Genomic DNA, 14586 nt, shown 5'->3' on the forward strand with positions numbered 1-14586 from the left:
GGCATGAGCACCGATCCTGTCCAGAAAGCCATGCTCGATCTGATGGACGTCGTCAGCGACGACATCATCTACGCCGAGGCTTTGGCGAATGAGCTGGTACAAGGAGCGAAGGCACTGTCCGGTCGGCCCGGATCTGAGTCTATTCGCGACACGGCCCTGCACTGGCGCGTCAAGTCTATCAAACTGCGAATGCAGCTTGCTGCACTGCATGAAGAGTACGCGACACGCTTCCCATTCAAAATGTGAGATGAGACTGGCCGTCGGCCTATAGTACTATACCGATCAGATGCCGCATCGTCGGCTTGGTCGTTTGTACGAGACCTGACCTTGCGCTGATTTGCCCCCAATGAAGCGATCCACGCCTTGTCGCTCTCACAACGGCCAAGCTCGACAAAGCTTCACTAGCGCCGGCATCCAACCTGCTCGCGGCACCGAGCGCCGAGGTCCAACAGCTGGGCCAGCAAGATCGGGGGCGATCTTGTCCAGCCAAGCCGATGGTGTCTCTCGTCGAGACAACTCATCATGAGCCTAACTGGCATACCCGTCAAAGCCTCGCTGACGCCAGGCGAAACCTATCCCTCAGCGCCAGCCATGCCGAAGGGCGGGAAGCTGGCAAGGTGCCGAGCACGCTCCCACAGATCGATGCCGAAGGCGTTGGCGATGCGCGCGGCGAGGAACTGAGCTTCGTCGTCGGTCGCAGCCTCAATCACTTGGGCGCGACGTACCCCCCCCGTCACAGCCGAGCAAGAATGCCCGGTATGAGCGAGGTCCGGGGGAAGCGTCGGTCGGCAGCTCGATGGTCGTCGACATGAGGTCGCCTGTGCGTTGCAGGCGGGAGCGCGGAGGTCTCTCAGTCGTCGGAGCCCAGGGGGTATACGTCCGGCGATGTGCGAACCGTAGAACCCTCCGGAGGAGAAAGATAGCGCACAACTGAAAATCGCCCGGTGTGGAACTACGGTGGCCATCGAGCCAATTGCCGCATCCGAGATCAGAGAGCTCGGCGGTGCGCGCCAGGGAGCCCACACCGCCGAGCCCGACACAAGCAGTGAAGCCATCCACGCTCAGTCACCTTCACAACGAGAGCGGCCGTCGAAGGTTCAGAGGCAGCCAGGTACAGGAGGATACTCCGTTCGCTCCCGATCGGATCGCAGACGCTTTCTGGCGGTTGCACCAAGCCGGGCCGACCGCTGGGCCCGAGACGGTGTTCAAGGGGGATTGATTGTCTGGCGCGCCATCGACCGTCATGTACAGGCTTCCGCCCCGGACCTGCGAGGCCAAGGTCGGCGCGGAGTGGCGCGTCATCAGCCTGCGGGAGGCCAAGAGCACCTACGCGACGGCGCTCCAGCGTTGTCCGGCCTGCCACGGCCGGGTCTTCGTCACCGGCAGCTACACGCGTGAAGGCGGTTTCCGTCTACAGCATCAGCGCTCGCATCCGGGCTGTCCTATCACCCGCAAGGACTACAGGGGCATCTCATCGCTGCACCCGCAGGCGATGACATGACCGCTAACTTGGCCCACGAACGCCACCCCTCGGCAGGCCCTCGCCCTAATTGTGAAGGAGAGACCATCATGGCGTCTGGAGCCCGAACGGAACGGCTCTCTCCGCTCTTGGCTGCGGGGCTCGCAGTCGGCGCAGTCTCGGCGGCTCTACTGATCGGAAGACGCGCGAGCCCCACCCCCGAACACCCGCGGACGAGACGCTGGTATCGCCACCTCGCGAAGCCGGACTACACGCCGCCGTCGCCGGTCTACCCGATCGCCTGGACCAGCATCCAAGCGTCACTCGCCTACGGCGGCTACCGACTTCTGCGCGCCAAAGGGTCGCCCGAGCGGACGACGGCCTTGGCGTTCTGGGCAGCCAATCAGGTCGGCATCGCCGGGTGGAGCGAGGTGTTCTTCGGTCATCGCTCGACGGGATGGGGCGCCGTCGCCTCGGCCGCGCTGGGCGCGAGCGCGGTCGGCTACGTGGCGGCGGCTAGTCAAGTTGACAAGACCGCCGGACAGCTCGGCGTCCCGCTGGTCGTCTGGGTGTCGTTCGCAACGCTGCTCGCCGAGGAGATCTGGCGGAAAAACGACTAGGCTCGGCCCCGCCCTGATCACAGGGCGGGGGAGCGTCCGATCTCACCAGCGTGGGCCGGTACGCAACGTGGCTCACAGGCATGGTGCCAGGATCGCAGTTACGGGCGTGTGTATGTCGCCCGTGTGTCGGGCTCAGTAGCCGTAGTACCCATAGCCATACGGGCGGCGGTAGTAGCCGTATGGGCCACCGTAGTAGCCCACCGGAGCGTACCCCCCGTAAGGACCACCATACCCATAGCCATAGCCGCCGTAGGGATACCCATAGCCGCCGGCGAGGCCATACCCAACGGCCGCACCCGTGGCCAAGCCGAGACCTAGCCCGAGGCCACCGTAACCGTACCCACGGCCATAGCCATAGCCGTAGCGGCCATACCCACCACGGAACCCACCGTAACCACCGCGGAAACCAGCGCCACGGAAGCCACCACCAAACCCGCCGCCGCGGAAGCCACCACCAAACCCGCCGCCGCGGAAGCCACCGCCGCCAAAGCCACGCGCATCAGCGCCGGCCGGCACGAAGGCGAGGGCGGCCAGCAATGCCGTTGAGGTAAGAGCAAGACGTTTCATCAGGATCATCTCCTATCCATGAAGTCTGATCCATGAACTCGGCCGGCTGCATGGCGGATCCTATAAGGGGAAGCGCAATAGGTCGCAGATTTGTATCGAGTTGTTGCTGAATAGACATAAAATCCCGACCAAGGAGAGATGATCCTCGGTCGAGCACATCCGAGCCAAGTAGTACGACGCGGTAGCACCCGACACAGTTGATTGCCCAACTAGTTGTACGGGCACCAGTTTCGAGGCGTCGGCTCAAACACCGTGACGATGCTACTTGCCGCCGCCACTCTTGTAGGCCGTGATCGCGCGCCGGCAGTTCTCCGAGATTTTGTCCATGTTTTTTTTAAAGCAGGCGTCCATCTCCGGGCTGTCCGGATCATTGCCGCTGCAGAAAGTGACTGCATCGCCGGAGCAATAGGTCTTCAGATCCTTGTTGCCCCGCTTTGAAGCAGATGCATCAGGAGCCGCGAGAACGGGAGCCGCTACGACGATAAAGCCCAGAGCGAGGATGATGCTGCGCATTTTGGAGACCGCGTGGAGGAGTTCGTCGATGCGCTAACGGCTTGGTTCGGTGTTCTATCCCTTCCGCTTCCGGAGCCGAGGTTCGTCCCCTTCGCGGCTTTCGGGCCGTGCCCGAATGGTAGACTTGCTACTTCCCGCCGGCGCTCTTGTAGGCATCGATGGCGCGACGGCAGTTTGGGGACATTCGGCTCATGTTCTTCTCGAAACAAGCGTCCATCTGCGGGCTGTTCGGATCTATGCCGGCGCAGAATGCAAGAGCGTCACCCGCACAATAGGTCTGCAGGTCCGCGTTTCCGCGTTCGGGCACCTGCGCTGAAGCGGGTGCCGTGATCGCGATGAGGCTGAAGGCGAGGATGAGGCTGCGCATTCCTGGTCCCTGACCAAAGCGGTTCGTTGACGCCTAACAAACCTAGCGCCGGTTTTATCCCTTCAGATCCCGAAACCGGATCCCAGCCCCGTCGTACCCCGGGTCGGTGAGAACGAGACGCCCCGCTTTCGTGATGCACACGTTCCATCGCGACCCAGGCCCCATCTCCGCCCAGCCACGCGTCACCAGCGACGGAACGAACACGTCATCACCGACCCGGAGCCGCCGTGTCTGCTCGAACTGGGCAAGCTCAACAAGCTGTCCGGTGGGTAACAGCGAGAGGAACAAGAGCACCCGCACCTGAGCGGCGTTGGGCCGGTTCACAGGCGCTAGCCCCGATCTCGCTGGATATAGGAGCCTATGACGCTGCCGATCAGGACGGTGGCGACTGCCAAGCAGATTAGCTCAATGCCGTCGACGACGAGGCTCGTCCGCTGAAGCAGGACCGGCCACACCATCAGAAGCATTCCCGCGATCGGAGTGCTCAAGGCGACGGTGGCGATCACGAACACGAGCCAGCGCGATATCCCACGTTCAAGACGCTGCTCTGGCGGCTTGTGCGCGCTGAGGCGTGTCATCTCTTCCGCTTCCGGAACCGGATCCCGGCCCCACCGTCGTTCTCAGGGATGAACTCCGGGCCGACGGTCACGACGAGGTCGCCCAGGTCAGAAGGGTCGCAACGGCGGCTGCAGTCAGGCAGTCTCCCAAAGCATCCTCCACGCCCGCAGTTTCTAAGGCCTTGGTCGCGCCGACGAAGACGATAGCGGCTCCGAGAGCCAGTAGCCGCCCCCTGATCGCGTTCATCCAGTCGGCTCGGCAGTCGCATCAGGCTCTTGAATGCTGAGCCACTCCAGCGCGGCTGGACGCGATTTGAAGACGTGCCGCTGGTTCGTGAACGGCGCCGGTCGCTTGATCGCCGGCATCTCGTCGAGCAGTTCAGCCGACCATGTGTCGGCCGGCCCACTGCGATGCACGTTCCGCACGAGGCTCGCGATCACGACGCCGTCACGAAGCACGTCGTAGCTGCCGGGCGCCAGTTGCTCGACGGTGTAGGTCATGGGCTTCATGGATAGGCTGTAGGGTCCCGAACTTCACAGGTCGGGGTTGGGGTGCATGCGGCGGACAGCTTACGCTGTGTCGAAGCGCTTTAGCGACGCCCGCTGTCAGCTCCCGGCTTCACCATCCGCTCCACGGCTTCCATTGCGCTCTCATGCGCCCTGGCCTCGCTGCGGTATGGGCGGTCGGAGCGCTCGATCAGCGTGCCGCTCCTGCGGATCGCCCATTGGAAGTGGCCCTCCGGCTTGGCGAGGGGCGAGACCTCGATGGAGTAGGGGTGCGGGACTTCGTCGGCCATCGATACCCTATGCCAGGGCCTATGCGATGACGCCACAGCCAAGGCGGCGTCATCGCGTGCGGGAGCAAGCCAGCTAAGACCTTAAACCGCCTTCAGGTTCGCGGCGCTCTCCTTGCCGCTGCGCCGGTCAGCCTCGACGTCGTAGGTGATCTTCTAACCCTCGATGAGGTTGCGCAAACCGGCGCGTTCGACCGCCGAGATGTGGACGAACACGTCCTTGCCGCCGCCGCTGTCAGGCTGGATGAAGCCGTAGCCCTTGGTCTCGTTGAACCACTTCACGGTGCCTGTAGCCATCGAGATATCCCGGTTGTCATCGACACGCAGACGCGACGTGCCTTGAAGCTCGAACTGGCTGCGTCGGCCGACCGTTCCGCGAACCTCCGTGTCGTCCTGTTATCCAGGCGAGCGCCTCACGCGTTGGCATCGCGGTGCGCGCCTTCACAGTCGAGGTGCAGCTAGAGCCGGTCCCGGGCTGATTGCGACGGATTAGCGGGTGGCGGGTTGACGGGTGAAGGAGCATGCTGATGCCTTCACCTCTGTCCGTCGACTTACGCGAGCGTGTCGTGGCTGCCGTGGCGGCAGGTGCCTCGTGCCACCGAGCCGCGGCTCGCTTTGGGGTCAGTGTCTCGAGCGCCAGCCGCTGGTCGCAGCGCTCACACCAAGAGGGCCATGTCGCGCCCAAGCCGATGGGCGGTGATCACACCTCGAAGCGCATCGAGGCGCATGCTGGGCTGATCCTGATGACTTCCGAGCAGGAGCCTCGCCTCTTCTTACGCGAGCTGCGCGACCGGTTGGCTGAGCAGGGCGTCCAGACCAGCACGAGCGGCCTGTCGCGCTTCTTTGCCCGCCACGGGATCAGCTGGAAAAGGGGCGACGTACGCAGCTGAGCAGGAGCGTGCCGACGTAAGAGCGGCCCGCGAGGCGTGGTTCGAGGCACAGCCCGAGCTCGACCCGGACCGGCTGGTGTTCCTGGACGAGACGGCGGCGGCCACCAACATGGCGCGGCGCTATGGTTGGGCACCACGCGGCGAGCGCTGCCGGCTCGCAGCCCCGCAGGGTCACTACAAAACCACTACCGTCACCGCTGCCCTGCGCACCAGCGGGCTGTGCGCGACCGCGCTGCTGGACGGTCCTACGAACGGCAGGCGCTTCTGCAGCTACGTCACCGAGACCCTGATCCCGGTGCTGCACCCGGGCGACATCGTCGTCATGGACAACCTGCCAGCCCACAAGGTCGCTGGCGTGCGTGAGGCGATCGAGGCCGCAGGAGCGCGGCTGCTCTACCTCCCGTCATACAGCCCTGATTTCAACCCGATTGAGCAGGCCTTCGCAAAGCTGAAGGCGCTGTTGCGCAGCGCGGCCGCTCGCACGATCCCGGATCTCTGGCCGGCGATCCGCCAGGCCTTCACGCGCTTCACTCCGCAGGAGTGCCGCAACTACCTCGCCGCAGCTGGCTACGAGGACGACTTGGCTGTCGCTACCTGACCGGGAACGGCTCTAGTTGGGGTTGAACAACGCTACGCATCGGTGCGCGTACGCGGCGGCCTCGGCCGAAGTTTCTGACACACACAATTTTGAGCCGAGGCTACTGCATCCCGGCAGGCTTGGGACGCGGCAGGCCGCACCCGGTGAGGCCGAGGAACGCGGTGAGGTGCTGCAACGACCCCAGGCATAGCGTGCAGCCCGCGCCGCGCTCGACGGCGGTGAGGAGTTCCGGGGTGAGGCCGGCCAAGCGTGAGGCATCGGCCAGCGACAGGCACAGCCGCCTTCGCGCAGGGGCGGCGTGCGCCGCCAGATTGCTAAGGAGGATTTGCCGTTGCTGCTCGAAAGAACTCATCGACGGGATCGAATTCGTCCGCGAAGGGACGTCGATCAGGCAGCGTGGCGGCCCTGACGCTCGGCTATGGCCCCGAGCCGGCCCAGGCCAATTTCCCTGGCGAGCGCCGATCGTCTCTCAGCGTAATTCGAGGCGACCATCGGGTAGTCGGCCGGCAGGCCGTAGCGCTCGCGGTAGCTGTGCGGGTCGAGGCCGTGGCTGGTCAGGTGGCGCTTGAGCGTCTTGTAGGTCTTGCCGTCGATGAAGCTGACGATCCCGTCGGGGCGGACCGACTTGCGGATCTGGGCGGTGCCGGGCCTGTAGGCGGCAGTGCGCGAGACAGTGTCCAGCTCCCTGGCTGGGGTACCGGAGGTAAGCGCGACAATCGCGCCGTGTACCCGGGTGATCAGCGCCGGTAGCTCGGAGGCCGGCATGGCATTGTTTGCCACGTAGGCGACGACGATAGTGGTCACCAGCTCGATGATCGATGCGTTGTTGGCAGAGGGTGAAGCGACCACATGTGGCTCCCGGGCAGAGTGGATTTGCACCTGAAAGTTGTTCCAGCGGGAACACCCGGATCAAGCGGCACCGCTCACAGACGGCCGGAAGTGTCCCATTCGAGGTGGCTCGATGAGCCTCCGCAATCACCGGCGGAGGGATGCGCGGGGCGATCGTCGTGCTGAGCGCATTCTCGCCCAGGTTGCGATCGAAGATCGACGGCGCTCCGTGCGCTGCCCAGGAATGCGTGATGTCCGACAGCCGTCATCGGCAGGCTCCCGACCTCGCGTCCCGTCTGCTCGCCCGCATCGCGGACGAGCTCGATGTCCCCGTCACCGAGTTCTACGAGCCGCACCTGATCCGCGACACGGCCGAACCGTGGCGAGAGGAGGCTTCGGCCGTGTATGGCCTCGTGCAGTCCTATCTCGCCATTGAAGAGGCTGAGGCTCGAGGACGGGTGCTCGCGTTTGCACGTTCGCTCACGAGAGAGAACAGGGCGCATGCCGCCATGCGAACGACCTCCGGACTGAACCCACAGACCGAGTGATGTGCGCCGGCAGGCTCACGCGTGCGCCTTCATCGCGGGCGTCGCGAACAGCGCTCGTAACCGAGCCAGCTCTAGCTCCGACACCCCCAGCATCGGCGCCGGGCGCGCGAACAGGTAGCCCTGCATCTGTTCGCAGCGTAGCTCGCGTAGGATCGCCAGCTGCTCGGTGGTCTCGACCCCCTCGACCGTGACGTGCAGGCCGAGGTTGTGCCCGAGGTTTACGATAGCCCGCACGATCGCCAGCGTGTCGGCGTCATGACCCAGCCGGCGCACGAACGACTGATCGACCTTGAGCTTGTCGAACCGGAACTGCTGCAGGTAGCTCAGCGACGAGTACCCGGTGCCGAAGTCGTCGAGCGCCAGGCGCACGCCCAGCTCGCGCAACCGCGTCAGGACCGCGACCGCCGTAGACGCGTCCTGGATGAACACGCTCTCGGTGATCTCGATCACAAGCCGCGACGGTTCGAGGCCGTGCCGCGCCAGCGCCGCCGCGACCAGCGCTGGGACGTCGGACTGCCGGAACTGGATCGGCGAGACGTTGACCGACACCCGCCACGGCTGCGGCCAGGCCGCCGAAGCCGCGCAGGCGGTGTCGATCACCCACGCGCCGATCCGCCCGATCAGCTCGGTCTGCTCCGCAACCGGGATGAACTCGGCCGGCGAGACGAAGCCGCGCTCAGGGTGCTGCCAGCGGATCAGCGCCTCAAAGGTCTCAATCTCGCCGGTGCGGCCGTTGACAATCGGCTGGTAGAACAGCCGCAGCTCGTCGCGGGCGATCGCGCCGCCGAGCTCGTGTTCAAGCCGCTGACGTGCTTGCAGCTCAGCGTCCATCGCCGCCTCGAAGAAGCGCACCGCGCCTCGGCCTTCGTCCTTGACGCGGTACAAGGCGGTGTCAGCAGCGCGCAGCAAGGTCTCGGCCGTGCTGCCGTCTCCAGGGTAGAAGGCCACGCCTGCCGAGGCGCCGATCTCAACTCGGTGGTCGTCGATCCGGAACGGGCGCCTTAGACCGTCGACCAAGCGGCCGGCGATCTCTGCGACCCGCTGCGGTGCGCGTGCGCCGGTGAGTACCGCCACGAACTCATCGCCTCCGACCCGGGCGAGGGTGTCGGTCGGACGCAGCTCGGTGAGCATGCGCTTGGCCACTTGGACCAGGAGGGCGTCGCCAGCAGCATGGCCGTGTAGGTCGTTGACCGCCTTGAACCGATCGAGGTCGAGGTAGATCACCGCGACGCCGGTCCCATCCAGGGCTGCGGCGTCGAGCGCCGGGCCGAGGCGCTGTTCCAGCAGGTAGCGGTTGGGCAGGTTGGTTAGGGCGTCGTGCAGGGCGAGATGGCGAATGCGCGCCTCGTCGCGTTTGCGGTCGGTGAGGTCACGCAAGGCGACGGCAGTGGCCGGCTTGCCGCCGAACTCGATCGTCCGGCAGGACAGCTCGACCGGCACGAGCGTGCCGGCGGCGGTGCGGATCTCAAACTCCTCCGGCCGCAGATCCTCGGAGCGGCAGCGCGTGCGCCGCAGCAGCGCTGGTGTGTCGGCCTGCGAGAACAGGTCGAGCACCGGCCGGCCGATGATTTCGTCGGAGGACATCGCGAACAGGCGGGTGCCGGCGTCGTTGACCTCGAGCACCTGGCCGTCGCGATGGATGAACAGCACCTCGTGCGCGAGGTTGCTGAGCAGGCGCATGCGGCTGAGCTCACCTCGATCACGTTGTGAGAGGTGTTGCTGCAGCGCTAGGGCGACGAGACCGGCGATTAGGATGGCGAGGCTGACGGCGGCGACCGCCAAGGCCAACGGGGTCGAGCCGAGCACGTAGCTTTCGCCCTCCCGTAGCATGATCGGCGCGACCGTGACCGCGGTCATGCCGGTGAAGTGCAGGCCGCAGATCGCGAGCGCGAGCCAGCCGGTGACCTCGATGCGGCGGCCGAGCCTCGCGAGTGCCCCGGCCCTTGCTAAAGCGACGGTTGAGAATGCGACGCTGACCAGGATCGAGGCGACGACGTAGGCGGGGTCGAACAGCACGAGGCTGGAGGCGGCCATCGCGCCGACGCCGAGGTAGTGCATGCCGGTGATCGCCAACCCGAGCACGGTGCCGGCCAGCGTGATGCCGAGCGGTGTAGAGGACAACCGCCGCCCCAGGCACAGAGCGGCCAAGGAGCCGACGATGGCCACGACGATCGAGCCGGCGGTGAGATCGAGGTCGTAGGCGACCTGCGCCCCGGGTCGGAACGCCAGCATGGCGACGAAGTGCAGCGACCAGATGCTGCCGCCGAAGATGATCGCGGCCGGCATCAGGGCACGCAGAAGCGGACGTCCGCTGACCTCGGCGCGTGCCATCAGGTTGGCGGTAGCGAAGCACCCGAGCGCGCAGATGAGTGCGGAGAGTGCGACGAGGCGCAGGTCGTGCTGCTGCGCGACGCAGGTTAGGACGCGGATCATGGTCGGCTCGGTCGCGACGACGCCGTTTGGTCGTCAGCCTACGTCGTAGAGCCGCAATGCCTACCGATCGGTCAGTAACTTGAGCGAGTTCGGACTGTGGTTGAGGGACGATAAAATAAAGCTTCAAGTTGCATCCCATGGTGGCTCGCTCGCAAGGGATCACTAACCCTGCCCTCGCACGCTCGCGCGTATGTCGAAGCGCACCACCCGTACCCTTCGTGCCGTCGTCTGGGCTTGCGCGCTCGCGCTGTGCTGTCTCGCTGGGGGCCGCCTGATCGAGGCGAACCGACCGACGACGGAGACGGCCGCCCGTCAGCTCGTCCGCGAGCCGATCACGACCGGCTCGATCCAGCGGCTGCGCTGGTGCGGGGCAGCACCGTGGTGTCGGTGAGCCTTATCCAGCGCGCGCCGTAGACGCTCCGTTAACCAAAGCGATCGACACCCGGATCAGGTCAGCTCGGAAGGTGAGCCCGTGAACCAGGTTCGGTCGATCACCGCCGCCGACTTCGCCAGCGACTGCCCGGTATCGCTCGAACTCGCGGCCCGCATCGCTCGGGCAGAGCTCGATAGGCTCGCGGGGTTGCTCGATGGCATCCCGGAGGCGGCCCGGGCGCGGCTCGCCGTCTGGTTCTATGGCCGCAGCCACACCCACGAGATCGGTGTGCGGGTTGCCGCGACCTGCGAGGGGACGAGCCTACACCGAGAGGCCGGCATCGTCGGCGATCAGCTCTATGCCCTGTCCCGCCGGCCCTACGCGGCGCCGAGCCACGGCATGCATGCTGGTGGCGGTCGCCGGCAGATCAGCCTCGGCGGATCGCGCGGCGCGGCCCACGCATTCGCCTGATACCGATTTCTCCGTTTCGGCCACTCGCCATGAACCTCACTCAGCTCCTCACACGCTTCCGCCAGACGGTCACCGCCTACGCTGGCGACGAAGCGCTGATGCAGGCCGGCGTCTCGGCGGCGGCCAACGTCATCGTTGCCGACGGCGAGGTCGCGGGCGCGGAGTTCGAGACCGCGCTGACCGGCGTGCTGGCCAGCCCGATCCTGGAGAAGGGCTACGACGTCCTGATGCTCGAGGAGGCGCTGTACGAGGCGATCGGCCGGGCACGCACCCGGGCTGGACGGACGGACAACCTGCGTCGGGTCGCAGCGATCGCCGGTCGGGCCGGCGAGCAGCGCGAGGGCGTGTTCCTGGTGGCGGCGGACGTGGCCGACCACGACGGCATCGCCGAGGTCGAGCACGCCGCACTCGCCGAGATCGCCGCGGCGCTGCTCGTGAACAAGGCGGCGCTGCTGCAGACGGTCCCGGCGCGGACCGCGATCCGGCGTGTGACAGCGTAGATCTCCGCCGCGACCTGCTCGATCACGGGACATTCTCCCGGCTATCCGAGCGATGCGGAGGACGCATCCTTCGGCGGCCTCAGACGTCGTTGCCCTGCTGTGCGGCGAGCGCCCGCACGGCAGCGATCAGGTCCGGCCCCGTCCACGGCTTGGCCAGGAAGCCGACGCCGAGCGGCAGCTCGCTGGGTTGTGGCCGATCCGTACCCGAGACGATCAGGACGCGGATCTGCGGCCAGCGCGCCGCGATCATCGCGGTGAGCTGATAGCCGTTCACAGTCCCGGACGGCATGACGATGTCGGTGACGAGCACGTGCACGCCCGAATGCTCAGCGAGGATGGCGAGCGCCTCGGTGGCGTCGCAGGCCTGCACGACGTCGAGCCCGGCCGCCGAGAGGGCCTGCACCGCCGCCATCCGGGCGAGCGGCTCATCCTCGGCGATCAGCACGGTCGTGCGCTCCGGGTCCGGCATGATCGGCTCAGAGCATCTGCGTGCTCACGTGCCGCTCAGCGGAGGGGCTGGTCGAGGTAGGCGGCGATACTGGTGATGCGCGAGCCGACCATGCGCACGGCCTTGCGCAGGCGCTCCTCGGTGACGCCGAAGCGTAGCGCCCACGCCTGGCGGGCATCGCGGTCGAAGATGTCGATGTGGGTCTGCTCGTGCAGCTGGGTCGGCATGGTGCTGGATCCGGGGGCGGCGATGCGCGGGCTTCAGCTCGATCAACTGTCATCCCGCAACTCCGGTTGCCCGGATCTGTCACACACCAACGGCACTGTTGAGGAACCTCGGCGAGGAGCGCGCGCGTTGCTGAGAGCGATACGATCATCTCGCGCGGAGGACACGCCCATGGCCGATCCCGGCATGCCGACACCCGGTGGACCCGACCTGCCCACGCCCGGCGAACCGCCGGCCGAGCCCATGCCCGGCGATGTGCCGCCGATGCCGGGTCCCGAGCCGACGCCCGACCCGGTACCGGGCGATCCGGCCGGACCGGATGTCGTGCCCGGTGATCCGGTCGGGCCGGGCACGATCATGTGAGCGCATCGGGGGAGCCGCGCGCTCCCCCGACCTGCGGCTCAGTTCTTGTACTTGCCCTCGTACTTGAACTCGGGTGCCGCCTTGAGCTGGTCCTTGTTGGCGTTGACTGAGGCCTTCCACTTCTTCGCATCGGTGTCGTAGGTCAGCGCCACCGAGGCCGGGTCGATCGCGACGTAGCGCTCGCCCATGCCGAGGAAGCCGCCGACCGAGACGATGTAGCCGACGAGCCGACCGTTCGAGAGGGCGAGGTCCTTGATCTCGGCGACAGTGCTGTTCTGGCCATCGACCAGCGTGAGGTTCTTCAGGTTGTAGCTGAGCACGGTGTCGTCGGGCAGGGCCGCGAACTTGACCTGCGCGGGCGGAGCCGCGGGCTTGGCATCCTCGGCCAGAACGGGGCTGGCGAGAACGGTGGCGGTGAGGGCAGCCAGGACGAGACGGCGCATCGAGAAGATCCTTCAGCCCGAGGTGGGCGGCCTGAAAGCGCTGAGCTCGCTCGTTCGTTCCCGGCACCCCCCGGTAATCACACCCTCCATCAAAACGAGCGACGAACGGCGGGATCCGGATGCTGACCGCCTGACGTAAACCCGCAAGATACAACCGGGCGTTGGGCAACCTGTGTTAAGCGGCGCGCTTATATATCCATGATGCCGCGCCCGCTTGCCGTCCTCGCCGAAGATGAGATCCTCATCCGCATGGAGGCCGCCGACCTGCTCGAGGCGCTCGGCTTCGAGGTGCTGGAAGCCGGTCATGCCGCGGCGGCGCTGCAGTATCTGGAGGCGCATGCGGGGGCAGCGCTGCTCTACACCGACATCCATATGCCGGGCCGGATGGACGGCTGCGCCCTCGCACATACCTGCGCCGCGCGCTGGCCCCGGACGCGGATCATCGTCTGCTCTGCCTGTCTCCCCGACGAGGTGGCGCGGCTGCCATCCTGCGCCCAGTTCATCGCCAAACCGTGCGCTGAGACGCTCGTCCGTCGAGCCCTAAAAGCCCTGCAATTCTTCTGAAGCCGCAGGCCGCCGGATTTGAGTAACCGCGTGTTGATCAACGCTCACTTCGGTCTGGCATCGTCGATCACCACTGTGTTCCCGGGAACACACCGCGCCGAGATCGTTCGATCAGCTGGAACGACGTGCCCGGCAGCTCCGTTCGGCGATCATGGAACGCTACCCTTCCACCCTCGCGACCACCGGCGCCGCCGTCCTCGGCTTGATCGTCGCCGCGCACGTCCTGCACCCGGGCAACTTCGAGGAGCAGCCGCGGCGGTCTCGAGCGGCCACCGTGACGACCGAGATGACAGCTACTACGGTCGCCTGGGTTGATCCGCCGACCCCGATGCAGCGCAGCGCTGAAGCCGCGCCAGTCATCGATACCGCGGCGCTGCTCGCGCCGCGCGTGACGGTCACTCCGCCGCCGGAGGCGATCATGGTGGCACCGTTGCGGCGCGAGCTCGTCGCACCGCCTACTTCCCGGCAGGCGGAAGGCGGACGCCGGCGCAAGTTGGCGCACCGCAGCGTACGGGTGCGTCAGGTCGCACTAGCGCGCGAGGCCGCCACTCCGATCCTCCTGGATGACGCGGCACGCCGCGCGGCGGCGAAGCCGTCCGACCCGATCGGCGAGTTGCTGCACGGCTTGGGCCTCGGCCGCGGCCGCGAGGGCTGACGCTTCGGTCGCCGCGACGCCATCGATCGACACGAGAGGGAAGAACATCATGAAGACGCTGATCACCGGCGGCCTCGTCGCCGTCAGCCTGCTCGCCGCCACACCCGCGGTGCTGGCGCAGTCGATCGACATCGGCCCGGGCGGCGTGCGGCTCGACCCACGCACACCGCGCGAGCGCGAGATCGACGCGATCCGCCGCGAGGAGCGCCGGGAAGAGCTGCGCGAGGAGCGCCGCGACGCGATCCGCGACGACATCCGCCGTGAGCGGCGGCGTCGCGAGTTCGAGGAAGATGGGCCGCCGCCGCGGCGGTACTGACCCCTCGGGGTTGGAACCATCTGCGCCGGCCGAGATCCCTCGACGTCAGCGTCG

General features: G+C 66.6%; 23 protein-coding genes and 1 pseudogene. 11 read left to right on the plus strand and 13 right to left on the minus strand.

Annotated elements, in window-relative coordinates:
- The first annotated feature begins 3 nt into the window (after positions 1-3).
- From LOK46_RS24075 to LOK46_RS24085, 3 genes are all read left to right on the plus strand, one after another.
- On the plus strand, positions 4-246 hold the full coding sequence (locus LOK46_RS24075; RefSeq protein WP_273560892.1) for a hypothetical protein: 243 nt from the start codon (positions 4-6) through the stop codon (positions 244-246).
- A 997-nt stretch (positions 247-1243) separates the two neighbouring features.
- Positions 1244-1501: a hypothetical protein gene (locus tag LOK46_RS24080; RefSeq protein WP_273560893.1), complete on the plus strand. Its 258-nt coding sequence runs from the start codon at positions 1244-1246 to the stop codon at positions 1499-1501.
- A gap of 68 nt (positions 1502-1569) precedes the next feature.
- Complete coding sequence (locus LOK46_RS24085; RefSeq protein WP_273560894.1) at positions 1570-2079, plus strand: TspO/MBR family protein; 510 nt, start codon at positions 1570-1572, stop codon at positions 2077-2079.
- Positions 2080-2211: 132 nt separating this feature from the next.
- Here LOK46_RS24085 and LOK46_RS24090 read toward each other — a convergent pair whose 3' ends face one another.
- The 7 genes and pseudogenes from LOK46_RS24090 to LOK46_RS24120 all read right to left on the minus strand — a co-directional run bounded on the left by LOK46_RS24090 (position 2212) and on the right by LOK46_RS24120 (position 5174).
- Positions 2212-2655: a hypothetical protein gene (locus LOK46_RS24090; protein WP_273560895.1), complete on the minus strand. Its 444-nt coding sequence runs from the start codon at positions 2653-2655 to the stop codon at positions 2212-2214.
- A gap of 252 nt (positions 2656-2907) precedes the next feature.
- Positions 2908-3159 carry a 3',5'-cyclic-nucleotide phosphodiesterase gene (locus LOK46_RS24095; protein WP_273560896.1) on the minus strand — a complete coding sequence of 84 codons (252 nt, stop codon included), beginning with the start codon at positions 3157-3159 and terminating at the stop codon, positions 2908-2910.
- A 127-nt stretch (positions 3160-3286) separates the two neighbouring features.
- A complete protein-coding gene (locus LOK46_RS24100; protein ID WP_273560897.1) occupies positions 3287-3526 on the minus strand; it encodes a 3',5'-cyclic-nucleotide phosphodiesterase in 240 nt (79 codons plus the stop codon).
- A gap of 329 nt (positions 3527-3855) precedes the next feature.
- Positions 3856-4104, minus strand: a complete 249-nt coding sequence (locus LOK46_RS24105; protein WP_273560898.1) for a hypothetical protein — start codon at positions 4102-4104, stop codon at positions 3856-3858.
- A 222-nt stretch (positions 4105-4326) separates the two neighbouring features.
- Positions 4327-4584 carry a hypothetical protein gene (locus tag LOK46_RS24110; protein ID WP_273560899.1) on the minus strand — a complete coding sequence of 86 codons (258 nt, stop codon included), beginning with the start codon at positions 4582-4584 and terminating at the stop codon, positions 4327-4329.
- A gap of 89 nt (positions 4585-4673) precedes the next feature.
- Complete coding sequence (locus LOK46_RS24115; protein WP_273560900.1) at positions 4674-4880, minus strand: hypothetical protein; 207 nt, start codon at positions 4878-4880, stop codon at positions 4674-4676.
- Between the two features lie 81 nt (positions 4881-4961).
- Positions 4962-5174, minus strand: a pseudogene (locus LOK46_RS24120) (cold-shock protein).
- A gap of 230 nt (positions 5175-5404) precedes the next feature.
- Here LOK46_RS24120 and LOK46_RS24125 point away from each other — a divergent pair.
- Positions 5405-6365 (plus strand): IS630 family transposase gene (locus LOK46_RS24125; RefSeq protein ID WP_273560449.1). Its coding sequence is split into 2 segments (ribosomal slippage): positions 5405-5745 and positions 5744-6365, totalling 963 coding nucleotides; the frame shifts between segments, so codons are not numbered across the junction.
- 100 nt (positions 6366-6465) lie between these two features.
- Here the strand turns inward: LOK46_RS24125 and LOK46_RS24130 are convergent.
- Entirely contained in the window at positions 6466-6717 is a 252-nt protein-coding gene (locus tag LOK46_RS24130) for a hypothetical protein (protein ID WP_273560901.1), read from the minus strand.
- Positions 6718-6752: 35 nt separating this feature from the next.
- Entirely contained in the window at positions 6753-7214 is a 462-nt protein-coding gene (locus LOK46_RS24135) for a MucR family transcriptional regulator (RefSeq protein ID WP_441007867.1), read from the minus strand.
- A gap of 140 nt (positions 7215-7354) precedes the next feature.
- On the opposite strand from LOK46_RS24135, the gene LOK46_RS24140 reads away from it, so the two are divergent.
- Positions 7355-7741, plus strand: coding sequence for a hypothetical protein (locus tag LOK46_RS24140; RefSeq protein ID WP_273560902.1), 387 nt, complete (start codon positions 7355-7357; stop codon positions 7739-7741).
- A gap of 15 nt (positions 7742-7756) precedes the next feature.
- On the opposite strand, the gene LOK46_RS24145 is transcribed toward LOK46_RS24140, so the two are convergent.
- Complete coding sequence (locus LOK46_RS24145; protein ID WP_273560903.1) at positions 7757-10174, minus strand: EAL domain-containing protein; 2418 nt, start codon at positions 10172-10174, stop codon at positions 7757-7759.
- A 472-nt stretch (positions 10175-10646) separates the two neighbouring features.
- On the opposite strand from LOK46_RS24145, the gene LOK46_RS24150 reads away from it, so the two are divergent.
- A complete protein-coding gene (locus LOK46_RS24150; protein WP_273560904.1) occupies positions 10647-11018 on the plus strand; it encodes a hypothetical protein in 372 nt (123 codons plus the stop codon).
- 29 nt (positions 11019-11047) lie between these two features.
- A complete protein-coding gene (locus LOK46_RS24155; protein ID WP_273560905.1) occupies positions 11048-11518 on the plus strand; it encodes a tellurite resistance TerB family protein in 471 nt (156 codons plus the stop codon).
- Between the two features lie 79 nt (positions 11519-11597).
- Here LOK46_RS24155 and LOK46_RS24160 read toward each other — a convergent pair whose 3' ends face one another.
- Positions 11598-11963, minus strand: coding sequence for a response regulator (locus LOK46_RS24160; protein ID WP_273560906.1), 366 nt, complete (start codon positions 11961-11963; stop codon positions 11598-11600).
- A 59-nt stretch (positions 11964-12022) separates the two neighbouring features.
- Positions 12023-12193: a DUF3606 domain-containing protein gene (locus tag LOK46_RS24165; RefSeq protein WP_273560907.1), complete on the minus strand. Its 171-nt coding sequence runs from the start codon at positions 12191-12193 to the stop codon at positions 12023-12025.
- A gap of 169 nt (positions 12194-12362) precedes the next feature.
- On the opposite strand from LOK46_RS24165, the gene LOK46_RS24170 reads away from it, so the two are divergent.
- The gene (locus tag LOK46_RS24170; protein ID WP_234741674.1) at positions 12363-12554 is read left to right on the plus strand and encodes a hypothetical protein; all 192 of its coding nucleotides are present in this window, start codon (positions 12363-12365) and stop codon (positions 12552-12554) included.
- Positions 12555-12592: 38 nt separating this feature from the next.
- Here LOK46_RS24170 and LOK46_RS24175 read toward each other — a convergent pair whose 3' ends face one another.
- Positions 12593-12997, minus strand: a complete 405-nt coding sequence (locus LOK46_RS24175; protein ID WP_273560908.1) for a PRC-barrel domain-containing protein — start codon at positions 12995-12997, stop codon at positions 12593-12595.
- A gap of 198 nt (positions 12998-13195) precedes the next feature.
- Between LOK46_RS24175 and LOK46_RS24180 the strand changes: the two genes are divergently transcribed.
- The 3 genes from LOK46_RS24180 to LOK46_RS24190 all read left to right on the plus strand — a co-directional run bounded on the left by LOK46_RS24180 (position 13196) and on the right by LOK46_RS24190 (position 14532).
- Entirely contained in the window at positions 13196-13561 is a 366-nt protein-coding gene (locus LOK46_RS24180; protein ID WP_273560909.1) for a response regulator, read from the plus strand.
- A 151-nt stretch (positions 13562-13712) separates the two neighbouring features.
- A complete protein-coding gene (locus LOK46_RS24185) occupies positions 13713-14216 on the plus strand; it encodes a hypothetical protein (protein ID WP_273560910.1) in 504 nt (167 codons plus the stop codon).
- A 49-nt stretch (positions 14217-14265) separates the two neighbouring features.
- Positions 14266-14532: a hypothetical protein gene (locus LOK46_RS24190; RefSeq protein WP_273560911.1), complete on the plus strand. Its 267-nt coding sequence runs from the start codon at positions 14266-14268 to the stop codon at positions 14530-14532.
- The last annotated feature ends 54 nt before the right edge of the window (positions 14533-14586 follow it).

Source organism: Methylobacterium sp. NMS14P (assembly GCF_028583545.1).
In the GTDB taxonomy this organism is placed as follows: Bacteria; Pseudomonadota; Alphaproteobacteria; order Rhizobiales; family Beijerinckiaceae; genus Methylobacterium.